The following is a 20,931-nucleotide window of genomic DNA, read 5'->3' on the forward strand; positions in this document are numbered from 1 at the left end:
CGATTCGGACCCTGATGAAAGACGCGCGTGAGGTTCTTGTTCGTTAAGCGGATACGTATATCCTGTACAATAGCCAGATAGGCCTCACGGGGTCTAACCCTTTATCATCAACGAATTGCAGGTCAGATGGTTATTTTGTTTCGTGCTTTAGCTGGCTGAGTACAGCCTGAAATCATCACCGTAATGCAATGATGCCCAGCACAGCCTTGCGTTTTTGGCGGCGATGGCTACAACGGCACGCCAGTATCCTCTGCGATCGACCAGTGAACAGACCCAACGACTGAATAAATCAGTCCTTTTCTCGGCACCAATCAGAACCGAACGAGCCCCCTGAACCAGTAGCGTTCGCAGATACGAATCGCCAGCTTTAGTTATCCTGCCAAGCTTTGATTTCCCACCACTGCTGTACTGCGATGGCGTTAGTCCCAGCCAGGCTGCCAGTTGTCGCCCATTTTTAAAATCGTGTGCATTACCGATACTGGCGACCAGCGCACAGGCCGTTGTGGGACCAATCCCTTTCAGTTCCATCAATCGCTGGCTGCGGTGATCTGTTTTTGCCATGCGGGACAAAATCCGGTCATATTCAGTAATATTATCTTCAATACGATCAATGTGTTCCAGCAGGTCATTAACACATTGTTGAACCTGAAGTGGCAAAGAACTCTTCTGCTCAGAAACCATGTGACGCAGGGCATCTGTACTTTGTGGGGCGATGACACCGAATTCCGATATCAAACCTCTCAATCGGTTATATGTTGCTGTTTTCTCTTCGATAAAACCCTGTCTGATACGGTGTAGGCATTGCATCGCCTGCTGGCTCTCATCCTTCACTGGTACAAACCGCATATGCGGGCGACGAACTGCTTCACAGATAGCCTGAGCATCAGCTGCATCATTTTTGCCTGATTTACCGGCCATGCGGTAAGGAGATACAAATTTAGCAGCCATCAGCCGTGGTTCATGACCATATTGCCGAAACAACCTTGCCCAGTAGTGAGCCCCGGAGCATGCCTCCATCCCGATAACACAGGGAGGTAAACTGGCAATCAGCTCAGGAAGGGCAGCACGCGATACTTTGGGTTTAACCAGAACAGTTTTACCGTGTTGGTCAACGCAGTGAACAGCGAACACATTTTTAGCAAGATCGATACCGACAGTCGTGATGGTCATAACGAATCCCTCCGGGGCTATGTTTACCCCATGATTGCACAAGAGTTAATCAGGCGCATATCCAGGGGAAGTCCCTTCCATTCGTTAAGGCTATTTTTTGACCTTTCGACTTTAGCGGGTCTCAACCGACGAAACTTACCGGAAGCCGGTATCCGGTTGCTTTTCCAGATATAATCGCCTGTCAGATTGATATGCTCCCAGCCTAGCGGGGACAAATGCGACAGCAATTGATCGTTGATCTTCACCCCTTTACGCTTCAGGGCATCGACCGCTCTTTCCATATAGACGGTATTCCACAGCGAGATAGCTGCCGTCAGCAGCGTCAGTCCACTGGCGCGATAGCTCTGATTTTCCGGTTTACGATCCCTGATTTCACCCAGACGGTGCAGGAATACCGCGCGCGCCAGCGCGTTACGGGCTTCTCCTTTATTCAGTCCCGCCTGGACCCGCCGACGAAGTGCCGGATCGCGGAACCAGTCGATCATAAACAGCGTTCGTTCAATACGGCCAATTTCTCTCAGTGCTTTGGCAAGTCCATTTTGCTTTGAGTAGCTGGCAAGCTTTTTCAGCATCAGGGATGCCGTCACTGTTCCCTGCTTTATCGAGGTTGCCAGACGCAACACTTCACGCCAGTGAATTTCGATCTCTTTCAGGTTCAGGCTGGTCGTTGATATCAGTGACTGAAGCGCCGGGTACTGGTCTGCTTTCCCTTTGATAAACAGCTTCTTGTCATGGAGATCCCTGATTCGCGGACAGAACGCAAATCCCAGCAGATGCATCAGGGCAAAGACATGATCGGTGAAACCCGCGGTATCGGTGTAATGCTCCCTGATTTTCAGGTCACTTTCGTGGTACAGCAAGCCATCGAGAACATGGGTTGAATCCCTGACCCGACTTATTATGCAGGTGTAAAACGGGCTGTATTGATCCGAAATATGGGTATAAAACTGTCGTCCGGGCTCCTGCCCATATTTCGGGTTAACCTGTCCTGCGTAGCGGCCAGTGCTGCCTGTTCTGAAATTCTGTCCATCTGATGATGATGTTGTCCCGTCTCCCCAGAATGCCGCCAGCGGCCTTTTCCCCTGCGCGTTTACCAGTTCTGCAAGGGCGGCTGAATAGGTTTCGTCGCGGATGTACCATGCCTGAATATCTTCAAGTGATGATTTGGTACTCCCGGGGCAGGCTTCTGCCATTTTTGTCAGGCCAAGATTGATGCCATCCGCAAGAATGGTGGTGAGAAGCAGGCGGGTATCGGGACGGGTAATGTCATTTTTTATATGCGAAAAATGTCGGGTAAACGTCGTCCAGCCGTTTACCTCATCGAGAATTTCCGTGATTTTAGGGCGCGGTAGCATGCTGTAAACCAGCTCTGCCAGCGGTGAAACCTGCGCCGGTACGCAGTTATCCAGCGGAGAGACTTTTACGCCCCTGTCGGAAATTTCCACATCGGGCAGTTCACCAAGGGCTGCCATGGCATTGACCTCTTCAAGTCTGGACTGAAGCAGGGTCATACGGCTGGTAATGTACTCATGGTAATCAGCAGATACGGGCAGTGGCAGCGCCGGAGTGAGTTTGTCAAAGTCCTTTTCGGGAATGAGGTAATCATCAAAATTTTTGTAGCGCCGTGAGCCTTTAACCCAGATGTCCCCGGAGCGCAACGCTCCCTTAAGCTCGCTGAGCGCACAAAATTCATAATACTGCCGATCAATACCCGCAGGTGTAATCACCACCCTGTGCCAGCTTTCAGGGACAAACTCAAGCGGCGCAGTCGCCGGAACTTTACGTGAGTGCTTCAGGTACATATCCTTGATCACAACCAGCGCATCAGCCAGAGGTTGCGCTGCCGGGGTTGCGACTAACTGTAAAGTGGATAACATGCGTGGGGCATATTTCCGTAATATGCTGTATTTCTCGGTAATAATATGCAGCGGGTCAAAATTATTTTTTCTGGCGAGATGGCGTGTTTCCTCCAGACTGGCGACAAATTCAGGCCATGGGAGTATATTTTCTATTGCGAGCCATGGATCGTCACCGGAATCGCGGGCATCAGACAGCGCCTGACCGACATCGATGTACTGCCTCAGTTTTGACTGGATCAGCTTTCCGGTCTGCTGAAGGCGCTCTGCCTGTGTTCTTTTGGCTTTGCTGAAAAGGCTGTTCAGCATTCGCTCATGCAACTCAATCACTTCGTCTGTCAGTGTGGCTCTGGCTTCTTCCAGCACGCACACCAGGATCGCATGACGCCGGGTTGCTGAAAATCGGGTCAAATCACGGCTACTCATCTTCCGGCCTTCCCGCGCCAGTTTCAGCAACCGGTTCTGGTGAATGGTACGATCTATACCTTCCGGTAATGCCAGCGATTCAACGCTGCTGAGCCGATCAAGATGTTGCAGCACGTTCTTACCATTGATTTTACCCGGCGGTTGCAGAAGCCATGTCAGCCTGGAAGACTGATTATCCGATGACTCAAGTAAACGATCCAGGGCATCCCTGTGAGCCGGAGTTAACGGGGCATTCAGAGTCTGAAATACGATTTTATCGCCGCCTGCCATGGCCTCAGCACAGGTACGCTCCACGACATCAATCGCGGGGATTATTACGTTGTTCTGCCGGAGCCAGACCAGCATCTCTTCGGCCAGGAGAATACCTTTATCAGTACGCGTCGCCATCGACAGCAGGTGTGTAATACAGTCCTGCTGTATTTTGCCGGTAAATGCCTTCACGCCAAGATAGCGGTACAGTTCGGTTAAATGCTCGCGCCGGGTCGTATCCCTGCCGGAAAGGTAAGCAGGCCAGAGATCACCGGTAAGATTTAGCCTGCTGGCGATATGTTTCAGCAGTGCATCAGAGGGTGGGATTTTTTTATCCGGGGCAAAGCCAACATTTTTCAGATAGCAAAGAAGGACGGCAAAACCAAAACGGCTGGCGGGTTTACGGTGAGCACAGATAAGCGCCAGATCATGCTCACTGAAATAGGCCATCCGGGTCAGCGTTAACTCATCGTCTGGCAATGCCAGTAATGATTCTCTTTCCGACAGAGAAAGAATCTGCCTCCTTGCCATATAGTTTCCCTCATAAATTATCCGATGCGGTATTTTTAACAAAAATGGTTATCGCATAAGGGTACACCCTGACGGTATAACCAAAACGTGACATCACACGATTTATGCCATAACCTATATGCGATAGATTAAATGCAATAACTTAAATGCGATATTATGGCGGAAAAATGTTCATCAGAGCTTATTTAAGGGCATCGACGGAAGATCAGTTCGCTGACCGGGCAAAAGAGATGCTGGAGCAGTTCGTTCAGCAGCGGGGACATAAAATCGCCAGCTACTACCGGGAGAATATCAGCGGCACAAAACTTGATCGCCCTGAGCTGGGGCGCTTACTGATGGACAGTCACCACAATGATATCTTGCTGGTCGAACAGATAGACCGTCTGACCCGTCTGAGCAACAGCGACTGGATGACGCTGAAAAAGCAGATAGAAAAACATGAGCTGCGGATTGTCAGTCTTGATGTGCCCACCTCATGGCAGGCGCTGTCAGATAAAGATCCTTCGCAGGCGGACCCGATTACTCGCGCAGTAATAACCGCCATCAATAACATGCTAATCGACCTGATGGCCGCGATGTCGCATAAGGACTGGCTGAGCCGCCGACAGCGGCAAAAACAGGGGATTGAACGGGCTCATACACTAGGTAAATACCAAGGTAAGCAAGCTGATCGGGAGCGTCACCAGAAAGTACTGTATTATCGGCAGGTTAAGAAATTGAGTATTCGTGAAACCGCAGATGCAACAGGTTACAGTGCTTCGCAGGTATGTCGGATACAAGCGCTGTATAAAAATAATGAATTTTCCTGAAAGGCTGGAATAACGGTGTTTATTGCGATCATTGCATAGGCGTCATAGTTAGGGCTTGTTAATGACTAGCAGCCTGGAAGTACGCTGTGTGCCAAATCCAAAAATAGTCATTCACACCCTGAATCACTTTAAAGTGATTCAGGGTATGCGCTTATAGCTGCCATTCAAGGCGTTAATAATTTTTGTAGATTTTCTATTCCATATAATATGTTTTCAACGAATCTGGAGAAATGAAGTGCCATGTGTGTATGGCACTTCATCTCTTATTTACTCATTGACTCCGTTACCGTCTGCCAGGTTATGAAACCACCACTCAGATTATATGTCCGGAAGCCGTGAGCCTGCAGAATACGGTATGCCACATGCCCGCGCAGGCCACTCTGACATCCTATAAAAATTTCTTTATCTTTAGGCAATTTTCCAAGGTTTTCCCGCAGGGAATCAAGAGGGATGGATAGCGCGTCAGGATATTCACCAAATTGTTTCAGTTCGGCAGGAGAGCGAATATCAAGTAAACAATAACTGCCCGGTTCCCGTTGTAACACATCGCTGACATGACATATGACCGTATCTCCTTTCATTACATTTGTCGCCACCATACCAGCCTGGTTAACGACGTCCCTTGCACTGTTAAAAGGTGGAGCATAAGTCAGCTCAAGATGTTCGAGATCGTTGACGGTAAGCCCCGCGCGCTGTGCGACAGACAGGACATCGATGCGTTTATCAACCCCTTTTTTCCCTGATGCCTGAGCCCCGAGAATTTTACCGGTATCGGGGCTGAACAGCAGTTTCAGACTGATCATCGTTGCCCCCGGGTAGTAACCGGCATGATCAGCGGCATGGACGTAAACCTTCTCGTATCGGGTGCCATGAACTTTCAGCTGCTTTTCATTCGCACCGACGCTGCCAATACTCAGCGAAAATACCTTACAAATGGATGTCCCCTGACTGCCATGGTAAAGGCTGTGACGATCTAGCATGTTATCAGCAGCAATGCGTCCCTGGCGGTTGGCGGGCCCTGCCAGAGGAAAATTAGCGGGTTCCTGAAAGACAAAGTCTGGGGTTTCAACGGCATCCCCCACGGCGTAGATGTCAGGGATACTGGTCTGCATACAGGCATTGACGCTTATGCCTCCCCGTTTACCCACTGCGAGCCCGGCTCCTGTGGCAAGGCTGTTCTCAGGTTTTACCCCGATGGCGAGAATAACCATGTCGGTCTGCAGAAACCCACCCTCAGACAGTGCAACGCGGAATCCCGTCTCTGTCCGCAGTACCTCGGTGAGCGCCGTTCTGAGACGCAGATCCACGCCATGACTCCGGATTTCCTGATGCAGGGCAGATGCCATTTCAGGATCAACCGGAGCCATAACCTGTTCCCCCATCTCCAGCAGGGTCACACTGATCCCCCGTTCGCTCAGAGCCTCCATCACTTCAAGTCCGATAAATCCCCCCCCGACAAGCGTGGTGTGAGCTACGTGATGTTGCTCAATCCACCCCAGGATAGCATCCATGTCAGTAAGATTTCGCAGCGTAAAGACACCCTCTTCCTGTAGCCCGGGCAAAGGAGGGACAACCGGAGCGGCGCCGGTACTGAGGAGCAGACGATCCCATTCTTCGCTATAGACCTCCCCTGAGGTCAGATTTTTAACCGTCACCGTTTTATTAACCGGATCCACTGACGTCACTTCATGACAGATACGGACGTCTATGTTAAAGCGGGATTTAAAATCCTCCGGGGTTTTCAGAATCAGTGACTGCCTTAAAGGAATTTTTCCGCCTATATGATAAGGTAATCCACAGTTGGCGAAAGAGACATCGCTTCCCCGTTCAAACACAACAATACTGACATCCTCTGATAACCGACGAGCTCTGGCTGCAGCGGATGCCCCGCCGGCAACACCACCAACAATCACTATTTTCATTACATCCTCTCTGTTCACCCGGGGCGAAATGCCTGCCAGATATAATCGTTTCCCCGGGCCGGCAGGACGCTGCAGACCTGACGAACACGATGGCAAAATTACGATACCGTCAGTATACTAAATTATATTATATAAAAACACATAGTATGAGAAATCAGCAATGCTCATGAATGAAGACACAAAACGTCAGACAGATATGAAGAATGCGGCCCTGAGGGCAGCAGATGTCTTACGGGGACTGGCCAACAGCGACCGGTTGCTGTTGATGTGTCAGTTAAGCCTGGGGGAAGCGAATGTGGCCGGGCTGGAAGCGGCGGTCGGTATCACTCAGCCGACCCTGTCCCAGCAGCTGGGTGTAATGCGCCGCCTGAAGCTGGTCGAGACCCGACGGGCAGGTAAAATGGTATATTACCGTATTGAGGATAACCGTATCATGACGTTGTTAAATACCTTATATGATCTCTACTGCCCGCAGGCAGGCACCGGTAAAGGAAGCCATAACAACGAATAATATGATCCTGCTTTCCCCGTAAACCGTTTTATCCGTGCATCATTAACCCTGTTCAGGCTGTGAAATGCCAGACCGGAACCTGCGATACCTTAACGGGAAAACAACAGTGGTCCGGATATACCAGCCGATGATGCCCGTCACGGACAGTATTTCTCGTTCACGCATTCACTGATTAACCCACTGATTCAATGGTGTTTAATACTGTGACGGTCAGAAAAAACAGCCACAGGAACACGGATGATTCTGCACTGTCAGTAATAGCCTGTGGCTGACAAACCGTTTTTTCTGCTGCCACGGGGTGACATTATTCAAGCAGGCTACGCAACATCCAGGCAGTTTTCTCATGTAACTGGATACGTTGTGTAAGCAGATCTGCTGTGGCTTCATCATTCGCATTATTAACGAGCGGGAACAGGGAGCGTGCAGTTTTAACCACGGTCTCCTGGCCCTGGACAAGATTTTCAATCATGTTTTTTGCTGCCGGAATATCCTTATCTTCATTAACCGCTGTTAGACGTGAAAATTCATGATATGTGCCGGGCGCGAAGCATCCGAGCGAGCGTATACGTTCAGCGATATCATCAACGGCAGTGGCCAGCTCATTGTATTGATTTTCAAACATTAAATGTAAGCTGTTAAACATGGGGCCAGTTACATTCCAGTGATAGTAATGTGTTTTTATATACAGGGTATAGGTGTCAGCAAGAAGCCGGGACAGGCCGTCTGCAATCTCCACCCGGGATGATTCAGCAATACCAATATCAATGATTTGTTTACTCATAACTACCTCTTACACGGTTTCAGTGGAATATACGATATGCGATTATTCTTTCCGGTCTGAGCAAAACACGCCTCAAATTTTTATAATAACCAGGTACACCTGTCGTCTGTCACACTAGCGATGCGCCAGAGCAATATCCTGCGACGGAACAATGAATTTCGCCGTGGCACGTGCCACTGTCTGCTGTCCTTTTGTCAGCCATGCTTCAAGCAGGTAAATCCCCCTGCGTTGCCCAAGCAGTCTGGCACATACCATCAGTTTGTCTCCGGTACAAACGGGTGAAATGAATCTTACCGTCAGTTCAGCCGTCAGGGCTTGCACACCCTGCATGAACAAACAATGAGTCATTGCTGCATCCAGCAGGGTACTCGTCATTCCGCCATGTAAAAGACCCGTATACCCCTGATGCCTGTGATTGGCCGTGTAGTCCGCACATACAGAGCCATCCGGGTGCTCTGAAAACATTAAGTTCACCGTATCAGGGTTGTTGTCGCGGGAACTACAGACCATACAACAGGTATGGGCCTTTCTGGCATCAAGATAACAATTCATCTGTTTCTGCTCAGCGTCCGGTTGTACTGACGGGAGGCATCCGGAATTCAGTCAGCTGAGGGGCTCCCCCGGCATCATTACTGCCTCCTCCACACATTCCGGCTCCTGGTTTATACACAATACGGGTCTGATAAAAATCACCGCCCGTGATGAAATAAACTCATGAATGGCAACAGCGCCCGTTTCCGTGATGATGCTGACGCCCACCCTGGCACGCATTTTCTGCTGTGTTCCCGTCAGAGTGACAGCATTTTTTCCCTTTCGCCTCATGATGAAAGGACTGGCGTCCCTGCTCCGGCTTATTCAGTTCAGTCAGAACACGGGTATCCGGATCACACAGTTCAGTGAACAAACGACGACCACAGTCAGTCTGGTACACCGCGATCTGATGCCCCAGTAATTTACCCAGCATCCGTTCCCCGATGTTACGGACCACAACGCGGCTGACTTGCTGTTGAACCAGCAGGTCAACCAGCTTCCGTTTACCTGAACAATCTGCGCCCAGCGCGGGATTTTCTGTCCGGCTGAGCTCCACACCGCGCTCATCCACCAGGACAAGGTGACTCGCTTTGGTAAAATGATTTGCTACCCGGTCGTCATTCACTGGAATGGCTGTGATCATCTTGTGTAACTCCTTCCCTTTCAGAGTGCATTATTAAGGCCTTGCCCTGAGTGAGACAGTCCACAACCTTAAAACGGGCTGCTTTCAGGACATTGGCCAGTGTCTGCCTTGAAACCCCCATTGCAACAGCCGCTTCCTGCTGTTGCATGCCCAGTAAATCGACCAGCCGTAACGCTTCAAACTCATCTTCTTTTAAATGAACATGTTCAAGCTGGCTCATCGGTCGCGCATTGGGCTTAAAACAGGTATCCGCAGGGCGGCCACAGATGTTACGGGGAATTCTGGGTCTTGGCATGAAGGCTCCTTATTGGCATATGCTATATATACACTCATAAACTGGCATATGCAATATACTCTGCTCACCGGTGGAGAATTTTTTGCTTTACCCTGGAGTCTGTAAGTGGGCAGCAGGTCATGAGAGATGAAGAGAAAGAAAACAGATACTGTATGAGACTCAATTTAAAGTGCTGCCATAAGGGGGTCGTCTCAGAAAACGGAATCTATGGTCACTCCCGTTTTTGCAACACCGATTTTGACGACAAGTTGGCTTGCTTGAATCTATCCGGCGTCTGAATGGGATTTTATTCCCGCGCCTCGATGAGTTCCGCGCCTGATGAACCTCCAGAAAATATACGGCTTCAATGAGCCTTTCCGTTTTACAGGTTCCTCAACAGGCCGGTGGGCCGTTAGTATCATCAATATCAGTATTCGCAAAACCAGATGAATGATTGTTTAAACTGGTGTATTTCTGCCTTTATGCTTCGTAAGTTTGCTGTCGCGCCGTCAGTGCCCAGGCTATTCTGGCCAGCTTGTTTGCCAGAGCACAGGTGACGACAAAGTTGCTTTTCCGACACAACAACTCCCTGACCCAGTCGGCCAACTTGCCAGACTGGTGTTCCAGTTTTTGTATGAATACCCTGGCACACTGAACCAACAAAGTTCGGATCTTTTTGTTGCCCCGCTTGCTAATCCCTAACAATGTCGTCCGACCTCCCGTGCTGTACTGTCGGGGTACCAGCCCTGTTGCCGCCGCAAAGTCACGGCTGCTGGCGTACTGCTTCCCGTCGCCAATCTCAGTTGAAATAGTACTGGCAGTCAGCGTTCCAACGCAGGGAATACTCAGCAAGCGCTGTCCAACCTCATCTTCGTCCAACTTTCGTTTCAACTGAGATTCCAGATCTTTAATCTGCTCAACAAGATAGTGATAATGCTGTTGTAATTTCAGCAGTAACTGGCTGAGATAAAGAGGCAAACTACTGTCCTCAAGAAGGGTACTCAGTCGACTAATAACGGCAGCACCTCGCGGAACGCTGATACCAAATTCCAGCAGAAAAGCATGCATCTGATTAGTTGTTTTCACCTTATCCTGAACCAGGGATTCACGGACACGATGCAGAGCTCGCATTGCCTGCTGAGATTCGGTTCTGGGCTGCACGAAACGCATAGATGGACGTGATGCTGCTTCACAGATAGCTTCAGCATCAACGAAGTCATTTTTGTTGCTTTTAACGAATGGGCGGACAAATTGCGGTGATATCAGCTTTGGAAAATGCCCTAACTCTGCCAGCTTGCGTGCCATAAAGTGAGAACCGCCACAGGCTTCCATCGCGATGGTTGTTGCCGGGCATGTCGCCAGAAATTCGATTAGCTTTGGTCGGGTGAATTTTTTACGGTAAACGGCCTTCCCACGATGATCCTGACAATGAATATGGAAAGAGTTCTTACCCAGATCGATACCAATAAGCGCAATGTTTTCCATGATGGTTCTCCGAATGAAAGCCTGTCCTCAGCATAGTACTGGGAAGGAGGGAGTGACCATCTCATTAAATAAAGCACGCTAAGCCGGTGGCAGCGGTCGCAATGGCCTGAACTTCCCCGCACCGACCTTGGCACTGCTGCGCCATAGGTAATCGCCGGTCAGGTTGATATGCTCCCACCCCAGCGGGGACAGATATTGCAGCAACGTGTCGTCCAGCGCCTTGCCGTGGGCACGCAAAGCACTGGTGGCACGCTCCAGATAGACCGTGTTCCACAACACGATGGCCGCCGTCACCAGATTGAGGCCGCTGGCCCGGTAGCGCTGCTGCTCAAAACTGCGGTCGCGGATTTCACCCAATCGGTAGAAGAAGACCGCCCTGGCCAGCGCGTTGCGCGCCTCGCCCTTATTCAGCCCCGCATGGACGCGGCGGCGCAGCTCCACGCTTTGCAGCCAATCCAGAATGAACAGCGTGCGCTCGATGCGCCCATACATCCGCACCTTGTCGTTGATCGCCTTGCCGGAAGCCTGGAACTGCTGTTGATGCTTGTTCTTGGCCGCATTGAACAGCTTGCCGATGATACGGTCGTGAAGGTCGATGATTTCATCAGTGACGGTGGCCATGCCCTCGATGGCCAGTGCTACCAAGGTGGCGTGACGCCGCTGCGACTCGAACTTGGCCAGGTCGGCGGGCGTCATCTGGCCGCCTTCGCGGGCGATCTTGAGCAAGCGGTTTTGGTGTACCTGCCGTTCGATGCCAGCAGGTAGGTCAAGCGCCTGCCAGGCTTTGAGGCGTTCGATGTGTTCAAGCATGTGGCGCGAGTTCGGCTTGGCGGGCGATTGGCGCAGCCACGCTAGCCACGTCATTTTGCTACCATCCTTGCGCTTGAGGAGTTCGTCCAGGCGCTGGCGATGGACAGGTATCAAGGAATCGGCCAATGCCGCATGGATGCTTCGGTTGGCACGGGTAATGGCCTCGGCGCTTGCGCGCTCGATGGCATTCATGGCGGGTAGGATGATGCTCTGCCGCCGCTGGTTTTCAACAAGGGTGCTGGCCAGCACAATGCCTTTGTCTGTTTGCAAGGCCAGTTCGGTCAATGTATGCACGGCTTGCCGGTAATGACTCATGGTGAAGGGCTTGAATCCAAACACCGTTTGCAGCTCGACCAAGTGCTCCCGCCGTGTCTGCTCGCGCTGGCCGTAATGGTTCCAGCTTTCCACCGGCACCTTGAGTTGTGCGGCCACCATGCGCAGCAGGGGCAGAAATGGAGGATCATCGACGCCCAAGAAGATGCCAGGGAATCGCAAGTAGCAAAGCTGCACGGCGAAGCCCAATCGATTCGCGGCGCCGCGACGCTGACGGATCACCGACAGGTCGGTTTCGTTGAACGTGTAGTGCCGTATCAGTTCGTCTTTGGCATCTGGCAGTGTCAGCAGACTTTCGCGCTCGGTGGCGGACAGGATTGAGCGGCGTGGCATGGTCAGTCTTCCCGCAGGTACTGGTACAAGGTTTCGCGGCTGATGCCGAAGTCACGGGCCACCAAGGTTTTCTGGTCGCCTGCCGCAACTCGCCGTTTCAACTCGGCAATTTGTTCGCTGTTCAGCGATTTCTTTCGTCCCCGGTAGGCCCCGCGCTGCTTAGCCAGCACGATTCCCTCGCGCTGACGTTCGCGGATCAGAGCGCGCTCGAACTCAGCAAAGGCTCCCATGACCGACAGCATCAGATTGGCCATCGGTGAGTCCTCGCCGGTGAACGTTAGCCCTTCTTTGACGAACTCCATGCGCACGCCCCGTTGTGTCAGCCCTTGGACGATGCGGCGCAGGTCATCAAGGTTGCGTGCCAACCTGTCCATGCTATGCACCACCACGGTGTCGCCCTCGCGGACGAAGGCCAGCAGCCTTTCAAGTTCGGGACGTTGTGTGTCCTTGCCTGAAGCCTTATCGGTGAATACCTTGCCGACTTCTATTTGTTCCAGTTGTCGATCAGGATTCTGGTCGAAGCTGCTGACGCGAACGTAGCCGATACGTTGACCTTGCAAGATGCCTCCAAAGGTAAAAATGTCAGGATGAAATCTATTACCCTTGGCTGAATGTATCAATAAATATAAATTAATACCCTACTCTGACGTTGTTTGTGCTCAACATCTGACATCAGGTTAGGGTATGCCTCAATCTGACGGCTGCGAACCGCCAGGGACAGGCGCAATGTCAGATTCTGTCGCGGCCTTGGCGCGTGCCTGGAAGCGTTCATAGCAATCCAGCCCGCAGAAATGTTCGACGTATTCCGCGCCTTCCGGGGTGAAGGCGGCATCGAGCGGAATTTCTTTGCAGCATTCGCAGCAGGTGGTGCAACTGGCAGTGTTCGGGGCGTTTGCGTTCATGGTGGTACTCCTCCAGATTGGTAGCGAAGCTCAAAGCTGCCCACTCTCGGCTGGCTGGGAAGCGGTCATGATCTTCCCTTGAAGGCCCGCAGCAGCCGCGTCACAGACAGGACAAACAAGCCGGTCAGCGTGAGGGCTGCAATACCCCAGTGCTCCCCGATGAACGCGCCGGCCGTCGTGCCGGCTAGCACAATGGCGAGAATCGGCAAATGGCAGGGACAGGTGAGCACGGCCAGCGCGCCCCACAAGTAGCCGGTGATCGGTTTGTGCGTCTCAGACGGCAAGTGCTCTGGGCTGTTCATGGCAGACTCTCCGCGTGCTGTGCCGGTTCGGTTGGCATGGCGGCCAGTTGCATTTCGAGGCTGGCCAGGGCCTCGCGCCGACGCTCGACGAGTTGCCGCAACACGGCAAGCTGCGCAGACGCACCGTCACCGTCCGCAGCATCCAGCGCCCGGCACAGCCGCGCCAGTGCGTCCAGGCCGATACCCGCTTCGAAGGCAGCCCGTACAAAGCGCAGCCGTTGCAACGCGGTGTCATCGAACAAGCCGTAGCCGCCCGTGGTGTACGCGACCGGCCGTAGCAATCCGCGCAGCAGGTAGTCGCGCACGATATGCACGCTCACCCCGGCATCAAGGGCCAGCCGGGACACTGTGTAGGCGCTCATTGAACACCTCCTTTTCCTCATCCGGCGCAGCACGAAAGCTGCTTCACGTCCTTGCTGAAGGTCTGCGCCGCGAGCTTCAGCCCTTCGACCATGGTCAGGTAGGGGAACAATTGGTCGGCCAGTTCCTGCACGGTCATACGGTTGCGAATGGCGAGCACCGCCGTCTGGATCAGTTCACCCGCTTCCGGGGCCACCGCTTGCACGCCGATGAGCCGTCCGCTACCTTCCTCGATGACCAGCTTGATGAAGCCGCGTGTGTCGAAGTTGGCAAGCGCACGCGGCACGTTATCCAGTGTTAGCAGGCGACTGTCGGTCTCGATCCCGTCGTGATGTGCTTCCGCCTCGCTGTAGCCCACGGTGGCGACCTGCGGGTCGGTGAACACCACGGCCGGCATTGCGGTCAGGTCCAGGGCCGCATCGCCGCCAGTCATGTTGATCGCCGCACGAGTGCCGGCCGCTGCCGCCACATAGACGAACTGCGGCTGGTCGGTGCAGTCGCCGGCCGCGTAGATGTTCGGGCTACTGGTGCGCATGCCCTTGTCGATGACGATGGCCCCCTGCGCATTGACGGCTACCCCCGCCGCTTCCAATGCCAGGCTGCGCGTGTTCGGTGTCCGGCCGGTGGCGACCAGCAGCTTGTCGGCGCGCAATTCACCGTGCGTGGTGGTCAGCACGAATTCACCGTCCATATGGGCGACCTGGCTGGCTTGCGTGTGCTCCAGCACCTCGATGCCCTCGGCACGGAAAGCGGCTGTCACCGCCTCGCCGATGGCCGGGTCTTCACGGAAGAACAAGGTATTGCGCGCCAGGGCCGTGACCTTGCTGCCCAGCCGGGCAAAGGCTTGCGCCAGCTCCAGCGCCACCACCGACGAGCCGATTACGGCAAGGCGTTCGGGAATGGTGTCGCTCGCCAGGGCCTCGGTGGAAGTCCAGTAGGGTGACTCTTTCAAGCCCGGAATCGGCGGGACCGCCGGGCTGGCACCCGTGGCGACCAGGCAGCGGTCGAACATCACGACGCGCTCGCCACCCTCGTTCAAACTAACGATAAGGCTCTGGTCGTCCTTGAAACGCGCTTCACCGTGCAGAACGGTGATGGCTGAATTGCCGTCCAGGATGCCTTCGTACTTGGCATGACGGAGTTCTTCGACACGGGCCTGCTGCTGGGCCAGCAGCCGCTCGCGCAAGATCGTCGGCGGTGTGGGTGGCATGCCGCCGTCGAATGGGCTTTCCCGGCGCAGATGGGCGATGTGGGCGGCGCGGATCATGATCTTGGACGGCACACAACCGACGTTGACGCAGGTGCCGCCGATGGTGCCGCGCTCAATCAGCGTGACCTGCGCGCCTTGCTCGACGGCCTTCAGTGCTGCCGCCATCGCGGCTCCACCGCTACCAATGACGACGACCTGCAACGGGCGTTCGTTGCCACTGGGCTTATCAGCGGCCCCTATCCAGCCGCGCATCTTGTCGAGCAGGCCGGCGCGGTTGTCCGTCGGTGGCGCATCGGCAAGCGTTGCCTCGTAGCCCAGTCCGGCCACGGCGGTAGTCAGCGCATCCGATGACGTGCCCGCCTCAATGGCGAGTTGCGCTGTGCCCTTCGGATAGGACACCAGCGCCGATTGCACGCCGGGCACTTTCTCCAAGGCTTCCTTGACGTGAGCCGCGCACGAGTCGCAGGTCATCCCGGTGATTTTCAGGGTGGTCATGTATTTTTCCTTTTCTGTGGTGGCTACGGCTGTTGCCGTCAGCCACGTTGTTCTGGCAATTCACAGCTGTCCGGCCCGCAGCGGCGATGTGCTGGCGAGATGAAATCCCAGACCGACACCCCAACCATCAAGGCCAGGCCGACATAGAGCAGTCCACCGCTCTGCCAGCCGTAAGCCCGCATTAAAAACACCGCTGCCAGCACCAAGATCGGGCCTATCGTGCCGAGCGCCGTGCGTCGCCACTGTCGATGATTGAGCCAAGCGATAGCATTGGCGAGTAACGCGATGCCGGCGAACATCGGCAGCAGGATGCCAATGAATAGCCCCTCGTACTGGCTCAAGAAGCCCAGTCCGATGGCCGCGCCAAAGCTGGCGATGGCAGGAAAACAGGCGGCGCAGCCCATCGCGGAAACGACGCTGCCGAGCGCGCCGGTTTTGCCAGCGATGCGCGTGATGAGTCCCATGTGTCGCTCCCGAGTTCGGTTAACGGATCAGCGTTTGAGGCTGGACGGATAGCCCGCGTCCTCGGTCGCCTTGGTCAACTTCTGGACGTTGGTCTTGGCATCGTCGAAGGTGACGACGGCCTGGCGCTTGTCGAAACTTACGTCGGTCTTGCTCACGCCCTCAACCTTGGAAAGCGCGTGCTTGACAGTGATCGGGCAAGAGGCGCAGGTCATGCCAGGCACGGACAGCGTGACGGTCTGGGTGGCGGCCCACACGGGGGCAACAACGGCAGCGAGGGCGAGGGCGGCAAACAGTTTTTTCATGATGAACTCCTGTGATTAATAGAAAAATGGCATGACGTAGGGAAATCCGAGCGAGACCAGGACCAGCGCGGCCACGATCCAGAAAATGAGCTTGTAAGTAGCTCGCACTTGGGGAATCGCGCAGACCTCACCCGGTTTGCAGGCTTGCGCCGGGCGGTAGATGCGCCGCCAGGCGAAAAACAGCGCGACCAGCGCTGCGCCGATGAAGATCGGGCGATAGGGTTCCAGCACCGTCAGGTTGCCGATCCATGCCCCGCTGAACCCCAAGGCGATCAAAACCAGCGGCCCCAGGCAGCAGGCCGACGCAAGAATGGCGGCCAGCCCACCGGCGAAGAGCGCGCCGCGCCCGTTTTGTGGTTCAGACTTTTGTGGTTCAGACTTTTGTGGTTCAGACTTTTGTGGTTCAGACATACGCTTGTCCTTTCAAATTTGGTTTGGATAGCTTAAGCTTACTTCCGTAGTTATGTACGGAGTCAAGCGATATGCAAATTAATTTTGAGAATCTGACCATTGGCGTTTTTGCCAAGGCGGCCGGGGTCAATGTGGAGACCATCCGGTTCTACCAGCGCAAGGGCCTGCTGCCGGAGCCAGACAAGCCCTATGGCAGCATTCGCCGCTATGGCGAGGCGGATGTAACACGAGTGCGGTTCGTGAAATCGGCCCAGCGGCTGGGCTTTAGCCTGGACGAAATCGCCGAGCTACTGCGGCTGGAGGATGGCACCCATTGCGAGGAAGCCAGCGGCCTGGCCGAGCACAAGCTCAAGGATGTGCGCGAGAAGATGGCCGACTTGGCACGCATGGAGGCCGTGCTGTCTGAACTGGTGTGCGCCTGCCATGCGCGGAAAGGGAACGTTTCCTGCCCGCTGATTGCGTCACTGCAAGACGGAACGAAGCTCGCTGCATCGGCGCGGGGGAGTCACGGGGTGACTACGCCTTAGCGTGCTTTATTTTCCGAATTCTGAGACGACCCCAGCAGGAAAAAGCCAAAAGCGCGGCTGATAAAAAACGCATTACGCAGAAGCTGAAGCAGACGGCTTTTGCGGGGGCGAAGAACTATCAGTACGTAATGAGCGAACAGCCTGAAATGCGCAGCATCCAGCCGGTTCACGTCTGGGATAACTACCGCTTTACCCGGTTTGAGTTTCCGGCCAATGCGGAGTTACCGCAGGTCTACATGATCTCGGCCAGTGGCAAAGAAACGCTGCCTAACTCTCATGTTGTGGGTGAGAACCGCAACATCATCGAGGTGGAAACCGTCGCTAAAGAGTGGCGTATTCGTCTGGGCGATAAAGTCGTTGGCGTTCGTAATAATAATTTCGCGCCGGGCGCCGGTGCGGTAGCAACCGGTACGGCTTCCCCGGATGTGCGCAGGGTTCAAATTGGGGAGGATAACTGATGGCCCGTAAAAGTGTCGATGTAGATCAGGAACTCGATGAAAACACCGGAGACGGTGAATTTGAAAGCGAGCGTGGCGGATTTAATGGCAGTAACCGCCGTTCGGCTCCTGGTATGAAAGCCTTTGTCATACTGATGGCGCTGCTTGCTTTGGTATTCATCGGGATTACGGTCATGGGTAAAATTCGCGCCCCGGCTAAAGCTGAAGCTGATAAAGACGGTGGTAAAGCGCAACAGGCCAATACACTGCCAAACTACAGCTTTAACAGCGATCCTGATGTTAATAAACCTGCAACTGCGCAGAATAGCGCCACTGATGCCCGTGCTGTGCAGGCTGCCGCACAGGCAGATGCAGATGCGGGCAGCAGCAATACCGGCGCGCGTACCTCTAATAAGCGTAAAGAACCTTCGCCTGAAGAACTGGCTATGCAGCGTCGTCTGGGCGGCGAGCTGGCCCAGACTAATCAGGCGGCTACAAGCAATAGTCCCGGAGTGCAGCCCCAGGACAACGAAACAAGCGAAGGTAGTTCAGCACTCGCTAAAAACCTGACTCCTGCAAGGCTGAAGGCTAGCCGCGCTGGAGTCATGGCTAATCCCAGCCTGACTGTTCCGAAAGGCAAAATGATCCCCTGTGGTACCGGCACCGAGCTGGATACCACTGTTCCGGGTCAGGTTTCCTGCCGGGTTTCACAGGACGTTTACTCAGCTGATGGACTCGTTAGGCTGATTGATAAAGGCTCATGGGTTGACGGGCAGATTACCGGTGGTATCAAAGACGGCCAGGCGCGCGTGTTTGTTCTCTGGGAGCGTATCCGCAATGACCAGGACGGAACAATCGTTAATATTGACAGTGCCGGAACGAACTCACTCGGCAGCGCGGGGATTCCGGGCCAGGTGGATACCCATATGTGGGAGCGTCTGCGTGGTGCGATCATGATTTCGTTGTTCTCTGACACCTTAACGGCGCTGGTTAACCAGACGCAGAGTAATAACATTCAGTACAACAGTACAGAAAACAGCGGTGAGCAGCTGGCGTCTGAAGCACTCCGCTCTTACATGTCTATCCCCCCTACCCTCTACGATCAGCAGGGTGATGCGGTGAGCATTTTTGTTGCCCGCGACCTCGATTTCAGCGGCGTTTATACGCTCGCAGACAACTAAAAAAGTGGGCGCTTAGCGCCCGCTTTTCTTCAGGAGTAATCATGACTGATGCAGCTTTCTATCAACTTGGCCCACTGCGCGAGTATTTAGAAGATCCTACTGTTTTTGAAATTCGCATTAACTGCTTTCAGGAAGTTATCTGTGATACGTTCAGCGGCCGCAGGGTTGTGCAGAACGCGGCAATTACGGCAGATTTTATTAGGAACCTTGCTAAATCGTTGGTGAGCAGCAACAAGCTGACCATGCAGGCCATTAATGACGTGATCCTGCCTGGCGGGATCAGGGGCGTTATCTGTCTGCCCCCTGCGGTGATTGACGGTACAACGGCCGTAGCGTTTCGTAAGGATTTGGCGGCCGATAAAAATCTGGAGCAGCTGACCCGCGAGGGGATTTTCAGTGACTGCCGGAAGATTACCGGCAGCAAGCAAAGCCTAACGGATGATGATTTTTTCCTTAAAGAGCTGCACAGCAGCGAAAAATGGCCCGCATTCCTGCAAACCGCCGTTGAGAAGAAACGCACTATCGTGATCTGCGGTGAAACCGGGTCGGGGAAAACGGTACTCACGCGCGCGCTGTTAAAATCGCTACATAAAGACGAGCGTGTAATTATTTTAGAGGACGTTCACGAAGTCACGGTCGATCACGTTGTAGAAGCCGTTTATATGATGTACGGCGATGCAGGAAAGATCGGCCGCGTCAGCGCCACTGATGCCCTGCGAGCCTGTATGCGTCTGACACCGGGCCGTATCATCATGACTGAGCTTAGGGATGATGCTGCGTGGGATTATCTTAAAGCACTTAATACCGGCCATCCAGGCGGTGTTATGTCAACGCACGCTAACTCTGCGCGCGATGCCTTTAACCGTATTGGGCTGCTTATCAAGGCGACCCCTATCGGCCGTATGCTCGATATGAGCGATATTATGCGAATGCTCTACTCCACCATTGACGTTGTGGTGCATATGGAAAAGCGGAAAATCAAAGAAATTTATTTTGACCCTGAATATAAAATGCAGTGTGTGAACGGGAGCCTGTAATGAAAAACTTAGCAACCTGGCTTCTGGCCGCAGCATTTACGACAGCCGCCCTGCCCGCCTTTGCGGTGGAACCATCCGTTCAGGTTGGCTACTCGCCTGAAGGAAGCGCCCGCGTTCTCGTCCTGAGCGCCATTGACTCCGCAAAAACCTCGATACGGATGATGGCTTATTCTTTTACCGCCCCGGATATTATGAAAGCACTGGTAGCAGCCAAAAAACGGGGAGTTGATGTGAAAATCGTAATTGATGAAAGGGGCAATACGGGGCGCGCCAGCATTGCGGCCATGAACTACATAGCGAACAGCGGCATCCCTTTGCGTACTGACAGTGATTTCCCTATCCAGCATGACAAGGTGATCATCGTGGATAATGTGACCGTTGAAACTGGCAGCTTTAATTTCACCAAAGCGGCCGAAACGAAAAACTCGGAGAATGCGGTGGTGATCTGGAACATGCCTAAGCTCGCTGAATCATTCCTCGAACACTGGCAAGACCGCTGGAATCGGGGGAGAGACTACCGTTCCAGCTACTGAATACTGACCGCCAAAAGGCGGTTTTTTTGTTCAAAGAAACTGATCTCAGTATCGCGCCCGGGGCAGCTGGCCAACGTCGCCGGCATCGCGCCGGCAAAAATCGAA

The 20,931-nt window shown here is 53.7% G+C and carries 22 protein-coding genes and 2 pseudogenes; 7 read left to right on the forward strand and 17 right to left on the reverse strand.

The features are described 5' to 3' along the window. Positions 1–147 precede the first annotated feature (147 nt). Positions 148–1,170, reverse strand: coding sequence for an IS110 family RNA-guided transposase (locus Electrica_RS25670; protein ID WP_001572362.1), 1,023 nt, complete (start codon positions 1,168–1,170; stop codon positions 148–150). Positions 1,171–1,193: 23 nt separating this feature from the next. Next, positions 1,194–4,232, reverse strand: coding sequence for a Tn3 family transposase (locus Electrica_RS25675; protein ID WP_045269834.1), 3,039 nt, complete (start codon positions 4,230–4,232; stop codon positions 1,194–1,196). Positions 4,233–4,399: 167 nt separating this feature from the next. On the opposite strand from Electrica_RS25675, the gene Electrica_RS25680 reads away from it, so the two are divergent. Beyond that, the gene (locus Electrica_RS25680; protein WP_045269835.1) at positions 4,400–5,041 is read left to right on the forward strand and encodes a recombinase family protein; all 642 of its coding nucleotides are present in this window, start codon (positions 4,400–4,402) and stop codon (positions 5,039–5,041) included. Between the two features lie 263 nt (positions 5,042–5,304). On the opposite strand, the gene Electrica_RS25685 is transcribed toward Electrica_RS25680, so the two are convergent. Next, positions 5,305–6,963: an FAD-dependent oxidoreductase gene (locus tag Electrica_RS25685; protein ID WP_025760366.1), complete on the reverse strand. Its 1,659-nt coding sequence runs from the start codon at positions 6,961–6,963 to the stop codon at positions 5,305–5,307. A 160-nt stretch (positions 6,964–7,123) separates the two neighbouring features. Between Electrica_RS25685 and Electrica_RS25690 the strand changes: the two genes are divergently transcribed. Further along, positions 7,124–7,474, forward strand: coding sequence for an ArsR/SmtB family transcription factor (locus Electrica_RS25690; RefSeq protein ID WP_000928911.1), 351 nt, complete (start codon positions 7,124–7,126; stop codon positions 7,472–7,474). Between the two features lie 304 nt (positions 7,475–7,778). Here Electrica_RS25690 and Electrica_RS25695 read toward each other — a convergent pair whose 3' ends face one another. The 14 genes and pseudogenes from Electrica_RS25695 to merT form a co-directional block, all read right to left on the reverse strand. Continuing rightward, the gene (locus Electrica_RS25695) at positions 7,779–8,255 is read right to left on the reverse strand and encodes a Dps family protein (RefSeq protein ID WP_000043177.1); all 477 of its coding nucleotides are present in this window, start codon (positions 8,253–8,255) and stop codon (positions 7,779–7,781) included. A 114-nt stretch (positions 8,256–8,369) separates the two neighbouring features. After that, entirely contained in the window at positions 8,370–8,807 is a 438-nt protein-coding gene (locus Electrica_RS25700; RefSeq protein WP_016241611.1) for a PaaI family thioesterase, read from the reverse strand. A gap of 160 nt (positions 8,808–8,967) precedes the next feature. After that, complete coding sequence (locus Electrica_RS25705; protein ID WP_000626969.1) at positions 8,968–9,429, reverse strand: NifB/NifX family molybdenum-iron cluster-binding protein; 462 nt, start codon at positions 9,427–9,429, stop codon at positions 8,968–8,970. Further along, positions 9,404–9,724, reverse strand: a complete 321-nt coding sequence (locus Electrica_RS25710) for a DUF134 domain-containing protein (protein ID WP_001137910.1) — start codon at positions 9,722–9,724, stop codon at positions 9,404–9,406. Before Electrica_RS25710 ends, Electrica_RS25705 begins: the two co-directional genes overlap by 26 nt. Before the next feature lie 459 nt (positions 9,725–10,183). Next, positions 10,184–11,188, reverse strand: a complete 1,005-nt coding sequence (locus Electrica_RS25715; protein ID WP_000427614.1) for an IS110-like element IS5075 family transposase — start codon at positions 11,186–11,188, stop codon at positions 10,184–10,186. Positions 11,189–11,266: 78 nt separating this feature from the next. After that, positions 11,267–12,664, reverse strand: coding sequence for a DUF4158 domain-containing protein (locus Electrica_RS25720; RefSeq protein ID WP_045269836.1), 1,398 nt, complete (start codon positions 12,662–12,664; stop codon positions 11,267–11,269). 2 nt (positions 12,665–12,666) lie between these two features. Beyond that, entirely contained in the window at positions 12,667–13,224 is a 558-nt protein-coding gene (locus tag Electrica_RS25725) for a recombinase family protein (RefSeq protein ID WP_001162010.1), read from the reverse strand. A 129-nt stretch (positions 13,225–13,353) separates the two neighbouring features. Then, positions 13,354–13,581: pseudogene (locus Electrica_RS25730) on the reverse strand (DUF3330 domain-containing protein); the annotation flags it as partial. 50 nt (positions 13,582–13,631) lie between these two features. After that, a complete protein-coding gene (gene merE, locus Electrica_RS25740; protein WP_001087807.1) occupies positions 13,632–13,868 on the reverse strand; it encodes a broad-spectrum mercury transporter MerE in 237 nt (78 codons plus the stop codon). Beyond that, on the reverse strand, positions 13,865–14,230 hold the full coding sequence (gene merD / locus Electrica_RS25745; RefSeq protein WP_001277466.1) for a mercury resistance co-regulator MerD: 366 nt from the start codon (positions 14,228–14,230) through the stop codon (positions 13,865–13,867). Before merD ends, merE begins: the two co-directional genes overlap by 4 nt. Before the next feature lie 17 nt (positions 14,231–14,247). Beyond that, positions 14,248–15,933: a mercury(II) reductase gene (gene merA / locus Electrica_RS25750; protein WP_000209296.1), complete on the reverse strand. Its 1,686-nt coding sequence runs from the start codon at positions 15,931–15,933 to the stop codon at positions 14,248–14,250. Between the two features lie 38 nt (positions 15,934–15,971). Further along, a complete protein-coding gene (merC, locus tag Electrica_RS25755; protein ID WP_000522996.1) occupies positions 15,972–16,397 on the reverse strand; it encodes an organomercurial transporter MerC in 426 nt (141 codons plus the stop codon). 27 nt (positions 16,398–16,424) lie between these two features. Further along, positions 16,425–16,700, reverse strand: coding sequence for a mercury resistance system periplasmic binding protein MerP (gene merP, locus Electrica_RS25760; RefSeq protein WP_000732275.1), 276 nt, complete (start codon positions 16,698–16,700; stop codon positions 16,425–16,427). A gap of 15 nt (positions 16,701–16,715) precedes the next feature. After that, entirely contained in the window at positions 16,716–17,111 is a 396-nt protein-coding gene (merT, locus tag Electrica_RS25765) for a mercuric ion transporter MerT (RefSeq protein ID WP_001294653.1), read from the reverse strand. Positions 17,112–17,182: 71 nt separating this feature from the next. Here merT and merR point away from each other — a divergent pair, with 71 nt between their 5' ends. The 5 genes and pseudogenes from merR (at position 17,183) to Electrica_RS25790 (ending at position 20,826) form a co-directional block, all read left to right on the forward strand. Continuing rightward, positions 17,183–17,638, forward strand: coding sequence for an Hg(II)-responsive transcriptional regulator (merR, locus tag Electrica_RS25770; protein ID WP_001166628.1), 456 nt, complete (start codon positions 17,183–17,185; stop codon positions 17,636–17,638). 32 nt (positions 17,639–17,670) lie between these two features. Next, positions 17,671–18,096, forward strand: a pseudogene (locus tag Electrica_RS25775) (TrbG/VirB9 family P-type conjugative transfer protein); the annotation flags it as partial. Continuing rightward, positions 18,096–19,256 carry a type IV secretion system protein VirB10 gene (gene virB10 / locus Electrica_RS25780; protein ID WP_012561145.1) on the forward strand — a complete coding sequence of 387 codons (1,161 nt, stop codon included), beginning with the start codon at positions 18,096–18,098 and terminating at the stop codon, positions 19,254–19,256. The pseudogene Electrica_RS25775 and the gene virB10, both read left to right, overlap by 1 nt. 41 nt (positions 19,257–19,297) lie before the next feature. Next, a complete protein-coding gene (locus Electrica_RS25785) occupies positions 19,298–20,293 on the forward strand; it encodes an ATPase, T2SS/T4P/T4SS family (RefSeq protein ID WP_012561144.1) in 996 nt (331 codons plus the stop codon). Continuing rightward, entirely contained in the window at positions 20,293–20,826 is a 534-nt protein-coding gene (locus tag Electrica_RS25790; protein WP_000792636.1) for a phospholipase D family nuclease, read from the forward strand. Before Electrica_RS25785 ends, Electrica_RS25790 begins: the two co-directional genes overlap by 1 nt. The last annotated feature ends 105 nt before the right edge of the window (positions 20,827–20,931 follow it).

This window comes from Klebsiella electrica (assembly GCF_006711645.1).
Taxonomy (GTDB): Bacteria; Pseudomonadota; Gammaproteobacteria; order Enterobacterales; family Enterobacteriaceae; genus Klebsiella; species Klebsiella electrica.